The sequence below is a fragment of the Microbacterium sp. UBA1612 genome (assembly GCF_002321605.1).
GTDB classification, from domain to species: Bacteria; Actinomycetota; Actinomycetes; order Actinomycetales; family Microbacteriaceae; genus Microbacterium; species Microbacterium luteum.
This window is the reverse complement of record NZ_DCMW01000039.1, coordinates 19909-27174: the sequence shown is the minus strand read 5'-3', so window position 1 is coordinate 27174 and position 7266 is coordinate 19909. Positions and strand designations below refer to the sequence as shown.

The following is a 7266-nucleotide window of genomic DNA, read 5'->3' as shown; positions in this document are numbered from 1 at the left end:
GCGCGTCGTCGCCGAGCCGGGCGGACCGTCGCGGATTGCGGTGGAGGCGGGATAGCGGACGCGAGAGCGTCGCCGCCCGGTATGCCCCGCCCTGGCGTCAGCCCAGCTGAAGCTGTCGCGTGTAGAAGGAGTGCTCGCCGTCCTCGTCCCGCCAGTAGACCATCGTCGGCGCGGACTCGAGACTCAACGTCGGGTTCTCGAACGCTTGGAGGCTGTCTCTCGTCGACTGGATGAGTGAGTCAAAGCCCTGCATGATGGCGCGCTCGCTCTCCATCGTGGCCACATACGCCGCCCTCAGCGTCTCGAGATTTCGGCCGGCAACTCCGCCCTTCCCGCCCGCGAACTCGGGGAGCCGTCGCTCGACCCAGTTCATGTCGTTCAACTGCGCTTCGCGCCCCTTGATCGCATCACGGATCTCCTCCGACCTGCGGAGCAACTGCTGCCAGAGCTCGACCCCGTCTTCGATCTTGGTCTTGAGCGCCGCGACTGAACGGTCGACCGACTTGGCGTTCTCCTGCATGTCGACACAAACACGCAGGTAGCGGATCCGAAGTTCGAGGAACGAGGCGAGCATCGCACTGTGAGCGTCGTAGTTGGCGCGCTGAACGTCGCCGAGGTCGTCAACGTCGCCAACGGAGTGCGCCTCGACGAGATACCTGAATCGTGTGGCAAGGCGATGAACATCGCGTTCGGCGAGCGCGAGCCGGATCAACATGTCCTGCGAGAAGCTGCCCGTGCTCTCGTACTGGCGGTAGACCTCGTCCACCGTGATCGAGGCGGAGATCAGCTCGCCCGCGTGGGTGGCCTCAGCGCGAGCAATGGCCGTGTCGAGCGTTGACTTGATCAGGTTGAGCTTGCGGTCGACCTTTTGGAACTGATCGAGCATGATCGCGGCGTTGAGAGCTTGCATCGCCATAATCGGCGCCACCACGGGGAGCGAACTCGCCACCGCAATGAATGGTGCCTGGGCAACGATGCCCGTGCTGCCCATCACCGCGCTTCCGACCCCCGCGCCGATCGACATCAGCGATGCTGGGTTCGCTGTCGCCATGAACAGCGTGGACGACATCGCGGCAGAGACCGTGGTGCCCCCAACAGCCGCCCCTGCACTGACCATCGAGAGCATGCTCTGCGACGAAATGTCTTTGCTGTCCGGGAGGTAGCTGCCGGTTGCAAGGTAGCCGTCACGAAGGCTGCTGATCATCACATCACGGAGGCGCCCCTCGAACTCGAAGACCGCGATCTCGGCGCCGTCGGCAGCGAATCGTCGTACGGCAACCACTTGTGGGGTGGTCATGTCGCGCCTCTCTCGGGCGACTCGATGCGCCGCTCCAACACTCGTCTCTGAGACCTGCTCACCACCATAGGGCGCGCGGAGGACATGCTCCTACTCGCCGCTCGCCCCCAGCCCGAAGAACCGCTCCACAAACTCGGTGAGCCGCACCAGCACCCGCTGCTTCTTCTCCCCCAGGCCGCCCTGGGGCGAGAAGCGGGAGGTGGGCGGCAGGATCTTCGTGATCGCGGTTCCGGTGGCGCGCACAGCGCCGTCGCGCAGCGCCGATTCGATGAATGCGCGCGTCTCGTCGGGGCGCAGGCTCTCCGACGCGATGATCTCGGCGAGCTCCGCCTCGCGGCGGGCGGCGATGAACCGCCCCCACTCCTCGTCGATGTCACCTTGCACGGTGATGGAGTCGATGAACGCTTCGATGAGGTCTTTCTTGTTGCGCAGCGACGGCGAGGCGTCGACGGCGCGGGTGATCTCGGCGCGGATCTCTTTATCGTCGCCGTCTCCGCGCTCGCCCCGATACTTCTGCACGAGCATGAGGATGTAGTCGACGTTGATTTCGACCTGTTTGATGAGTTCGATCTCGAAGACGACGTCGTCGTTGATCGCCTCTTTCTCGGCGTCTGTCTCTTTGCGGAACTCGGCATACAGGTCGAGGTACACGCTGCGGTAGTCCTGCACCTGGCGCTCGGTCAGCATCTCGGCGCCGGCGAAGTCGTCGAAGGAGGTCAGGATGTTCTGCAGCCGCAGAATCGCCCCGAACAGCGCGATGAACTCCTTCTGAGCGCTCTCCCCAACGATCGGCACCCCGAGCGGGAACGCTGCCAGCAGCTCGGTCACCTTCTCGGCGTAGTCGGCGAAGTAGTCCGCATAGGGCTTCAGCAGCACCACCCCGCGCGCATCCTTGTTGCCGAACAGCGCGATGGCGTCGTTAGTCTGCTCTTCGAGATCACGGAACGCGACGATGTTGCCGTAGGTCTTCACCGAGTTCAGGATGCGGTTGGTGCGCGAATAGGCCTGAATCAGCCCGTGCGCCCGCAGGTTCTTGTCGACGAACAGCGTGTTCAGGGTGGTGGCGTCGAAGCCTGTGAGGAACATGTTGACCACGATGACCAGATCGATCTCACGGCTCTTGAGCCGCAACGAGAGGTCTTTGTAGTAGTTCTGGAACTTGTCGCCCGAGGTGTCGAAGCTCGTGCCGAACATGGCGTTGTAGTCCTGTATCGCGCGTTCCAGGAAGTCGCGCGAGGAGGCGTCGAGTCCGCCGGTCTCGAAGACCTCTTCGTCCAGTGCGCCGTCTTCGACGAGTTCGTTGGCGGCGTAGGAGTAGATCAGTCCGATCTTGAGTCGACGGTCGGAGGGCAGCTGCTCCTGGTTCCATTGGAACGCCTTGTAGTAGGTCTTGGCGGCTTCGATCGAGGCTGCCGCGAACAGGGCGTTGAAGCCGCGTACGCGCCGCTCCCCGAGCGAGTAGTTCTCGCTGCGCCGCGTCTTCTGGTCGAAGTGCTCCAGCGTGTACTCGACCACCTGTTGGATGCGCTGCGGGTCGAGCAGCACCCTCTCGGTGTCGATGGCCGACACCAGCTTGTCGGCGACTTCGCCCTCTTTGACCGTGTTGACGTAGTCGATGCGGAACGGCAGCACGTTCTTGTCGGTGATCGCATCCACGATCGTGTAGGTGTGCAGCTTCTCGCCGAAGGCCTGCTCGGTGGTCTTCAGCTGCGGGTTTCCGCCGCTGCCGGAGTTGACGGCGAAGATCGGCGTGCCGGTGAAGCCGAACAGGTTGTACCGCTTGAATGCCTTGGTGATGGCGGTGTGCATGTCGCCGAACTGCGAGCGGTGGCACTCGTCGAAGATCAGCACGATGTGGCCGCTATAGATCGGGTGACCCTTGTTGGCCGTGATGAAGTTGGCCAGCTTCTGGATCGTGGTGATGATGATCCGCGCGTTGGGGTCTTCGAGCTGTTTCTTCAACACCGCCGTGGAGGTGTTTGAGTTGGCGGCGCCTTTCTCGAACCGGTCGTACTCGCGCATCGTCTGGTAGTCGAGGTCTTTGCGGTCGACGACGAACAGCACCTTGTCGACGCTCGGCAACCGCGAGGCCAGCTGCGCGGTCTTGAAGCTGGTGAGGGTCTTGCCCGAGCCGGTGGTGTGCCAGACGTATCCGCCCGCCTCGGTGGAGCCGAGCTTCTTGTAGTTGGTCGAGATGTCGATGCGCTGCAGGATGCGCTCGGTCGCGACGATCTGGTACGGCCGCATCACCAGCAGCATCCGGTCGGCAGTGAGCACGCAGTACTTGGTGAGGATGTTTAGCAGCGTGTGCCGGGCGAAGAACGTGTTAGCGAAGGCGGTGAGGTCTTGGATGGGTCGGTTCTGCGCGTCGGCCCACCACGAGGTGAACTCGAACGAGTTGGAGGTCTTGCGTTTGCCGCCGGTGGAGCCTGTCGAAGCCCGCCCCGCGCCTTCCTGAAGGTGCTCGCGCCGGGTGGTGTTCGAGTAGTACTTGGTCAGTGTGCCGTTGCTGATCACGAACAGCTGCACGTACTCGAACAGCCCTGAGCCCGCCCAGAAGCTGTCGCGCTGGTAGCGGTCGATCTGGTTGAACGCTTCACGGATGTCGACACCGCGCCGCTTCAGCTCGATGTGCACGAGCGGCAGCCCGTTGACGAGCACCGTGACGTCGTACCGGTTCGAGTACTTCGCCCCCCGACCAGCCGCTTCACCCGCCGGTCGAGTAGCCGACGTAGTCGGCGTATCGAGACCTCCGGCCCCAGCCCCCGCAACCTCATACTGATTGAGCACCTGCAGCCGGTTGTTGTGCACATTGACCTTGTCGATCAGCGTGATGTTCTTAGTGGTGCCGTCGTCGCGCTTCAGCAGTTGTACGTGGTCTTCTTGAATCCGCACGGTCTTCTCGACGATGCCGTCGTTCTTGCCTGCGATCTTCTCGCCGAAGAAGCGGTCCCATTCGGCATCGGAGAACCGGATGCCGTTGAGCGCCTCCAACTGCACGCGCAGGTTGGCGACCAGGTCAGCTTCACTCGTGAGCGTGAGTCGTTCGTAGGCCTGCGACTCCAGGAGCCTGATGAACTCCCGCTCCAGCGCCACCTCCGACTGGTAGGCGGAGGCGGACGCTGCGTCAGCCTCGAACTCGGCTACGACGGTGCTCTCAGAGCTCACCGCGATCGGCTCGAAGCGCATCGATGCCGCCTCGCTCACGCCACCATCTCCTTGAATGTCAGCAACTTGTCTCGGTAGTGCTCGTACTGTTTCCGCCGCGCCGTCAGCTCGGCCGGAAGCCCGACGCTCAGGTCGTTCACGAGCGCGTCGAAACTATCGAGCACCTCGGCGGTACGGATCTGCTGAGCGCGATCTGGCAGCGGCACCGTGATCTTGGCCAGGCGTGCCTTGGACATGTTGATACGAGTCACGCCGTTCGCCGTTCGGACGATTTGCCCGCGCATCGGACTCGATCGGAACAGATGCTTTGCAAACTCAGGAGCCAGATTCTGGACGTCGTGAGGGCGGAACCCGATGCAGAAGCTGTTCAGGTACATCGGTTCCGAAAGGTGGTCCACGACGGCCGACGTCATGCCTACTTCGGCGGCGGACTCGGATGAACCGGTGAACACGATGTCGCCGTATGCAAGTGATCGTTGCCGTTCATCCGGCCCAACCCTGACGCGGTCTTCCGCGGTTACATCCAGTGCGATGTTGTTGAAGACGTTCGTGTATGTCGCGTAACGGGCATTGCCACCGGTGAAGTCCGCTTTCGACTTGCCGGACAGCCCTCCGAATATGGTTCCCAACTCGCCAAGCGGACGATGGGGCGTGTTCCGAGTGAAGGACATCAGCGAGTCCCGATAGAAGCTGTACTGTCGCCGGCGCGCTTCCAGCTCCGCTTCCAGCTCCGCTTCCAGCTCCGCTTCCAGCTCGGTGAACTGGTCCAAGATCCTCACGATCTCCCGCTGCACCTCGAGCGGTGGATTCGGGATGCGGAAGTCCGTGATCATCGGCTTTCGAATCGACGTGACCGTCGCGGTAACCGCCTTCTGCAAGACGAACTTCTTGAAGTGCACCGAGAAGTAGTAATAGGCGAACTTGGTGTCCACTTCGGGAACCCGGAAACTGATTCGATAAGCGCGCTGATGAAGCGCGTACTTTCCGCGGACAAAGTGGAATATCTCACCGATTCCGCCTTCGCCCGGAATGACGATCGCGTCCTCATCGAACTCGTATGAATCCATTCTGAGCACATCCTTTGAGCGGACGTAGAACGGAAACGCGCCATTGCCGCTCGCGTCCTTACGATCGCTCCCGCCGGTCCCGACTTGTGCAACCTCCTCGATCCTCCGATACTCGACCCCGTCGGGGCAGAGCTCCGCGATCAGCTCGTCGAGACGACTCACCGCGCGCCCTCGAGGTCGGCGACGATCTCGTCGATCGACGCGCGCAGCTCGGCCTGCCGCGCGACAATGCGGGCGATCTCGGCGTTCAGCTCCGTGATGTCGACGGCTTCTGTGGTGTCTTCGCGCTCCAGGTACGACGACACGGCGATGTTGTAGTCGTTCTTGGCCACCTCGGAGTTCGGAACCAGTCGGGCGAAGTGCGCCACGTTGTCGCGGGCGGCGAACGCATCCAGAACGCGCTTCTGGTGCGTCTCGGTGAGCTTGTTCTTGTTGCCGATGCGCGTGAACTCGGCCGAGGCGTCGATGAAGAGCACCGCGTTGTCGGCCTTCGACTTCTTGAGCACGATGATGCAGGTCGCGATCGTGGTGCCGAAGAACAGGTCCGGCGGCAGCTGGATGACCGCATCCACGTAGTTGTTATCGATCAAGTACTTGCGGATCTTCTGCTCGGCGCCGCCGCGGTAGAGCACCCCGGGGAACTCGACGATGGCTGCCGTGCCATTCACCGCCAGCCAGCTGAGGATGTGCATGGTGAACGCGAGGTCGGCTTTCGACTTCGGCGCGAGCACGCCCGCCGGGGCGAACCGGGGGTCGTTGATCAGCAGCGGGTTGGCGTCGCCGTCCCACTTGATCGAGTACGGCGGGTTCGACACGATCGCCTCGAACGGCTCGTCGTCCCAGTGCGCAGGGTCGGTGAGGGTGTCGCCGTGGGCCAGGTTGAACTGCTCGTAGGGCACGTTGTGCAGGAACATGTTGATGCGCGCCAGGTTGTAGGTGGTCAGGTTGATCTCCTGCCCGAAGAAGCCCTGACGCACCTTGCCCGCGCCCAGCACCTTCTGGAACTTCAGCAGCAGCGAGCCGGAGCCGACCGCCGGGTCGTAGACCTTGTTCACCTCGGTCTTGCCGACCACGGTGATGCGGGCCAGAAGCTCCGACACCTCCTGTGGCGTGTAGTACTCGCCACCCGACTTGCCGGCGGCGGATGCGTACATCTGCATCAGGTACTCGTAGGCGTCGCCGAACAGGTCGATGGTGTTGTCATCGAAGTTGCCGAGCGGCAGGTCGCCGATCGCGTTGAGCAGCTTCACCAGCTTCTCGTTGCGCTTCGCGACCGTGTTGCCGAGCTTCGCCGAGTTCACATCGAGGTCGTCGAACAGCCCCTTGATGTCGTCCTCGCTGTCGGCGCCGACCGCCGAGCCCTCGATGTTCTTGAACACCCGCTCCAACGTCTCGTTCAGGTTCGCATCGGCCGCCGCGCGCTTGCGCACGTTGGCGAAAAGCTCGCTCGGCAGGATGTAGAAGCCCTTGTCGTCGACCGTCAGCTGGCGGCCGAACTCCGCGTCAGCGTCGCTCAGCTTCGCGTAGTCGAAGTCGGGCGCGCCCGCCTTGCGCTCCAGATCGTTCAAGTAGGCGACCAGGTTCTCGCTGATGAAGCGGTAGAACAGCATGCCGAGCACGTAGCTCTTGAAGTCCCACCCATCGACACTGCCGCGCAGATCGTTGGCGATGCGCCAAATTGTCTTATGCAGTTCGGCTCGCTGGGACTCTTTCGTCGTGGGGGTCATGAACTCA

General features: G+C 62.6%; 4 protein-coding genes. All 4 read right to left on the bottom strand.

Features of this window, described 5'->3' with window-relative positions:
- Positions 1-97: 97 nt before the first annotated feature.
- Entirely contained in the window at positions 98-1297 is a 1200-nt protein-coding gene (locus tag B3S45_RS14395; protein WP_286721478.1) for a hypothetical protein, read from the bottom strand.
- Between the two features lie 90 nt (positions 1298-1387).
- The gene (locus B3S45_RS14390) at positions 1388-4486 is read right to left on the bottom strand and encodes a type I restriction endonuclease subunit R (protein ID WP_414683097.1); all 3099 of its coding nucleotides are present in this window, start codon (positions 4484-4486) and stop codon (positions 1388-1390) included.
- Between the two features lie 14 nt (positions 4487-4500).
- Entirely contained in the window at positions 4501-5694 is a 1194-nt protein-coding gene (locus tag B3S45_RS14385) for a restriction endonuclease subunit S (protein WP_286721474.1), read from the bottom strand.
- Positions 5691-7259, bottom strand: a complete 1569-nt coding sequence (locus B3S45_RS14380; RefSeq protein WP_286721472.1) for a type I restriction-modification system subunit M — start codon at positions 7257-7259, stop codon at positions 5691-5693. The genes B3S45_RS14385 and B3S45_RS14380 overlap by 4 nt, the downstream gene beginning before the upstream one ends.
- Positions 7260-7266 lie beyond the last annotated feature (7 nt).

Bases quoted from the DNA above. Each gene is read 5' to 3' on its own strand.
- B3S45_RS14395 (WP_286721478.1), bottom strand. From the start codon at position 1,297: ATGACCACCCCACAAGTGGTTGCCGTACGACGATTCGCTGCCGACGGC.
- B3S45_RS14390 (WP_414683097.1), bottom strand. From the start codon at position 4,486: ATGCGCTTCGAGCCGATCGCGGTGAGCTCTGAGAGCACCGTCGTAGCC.
- B3S45_RS14380 (WP_286721472.1), bottom strand. From the start codon at position 7,259: ATGACCCCCACGACGAAAGAGTCCCAGCGAGCCGAACTGCATAAGACA.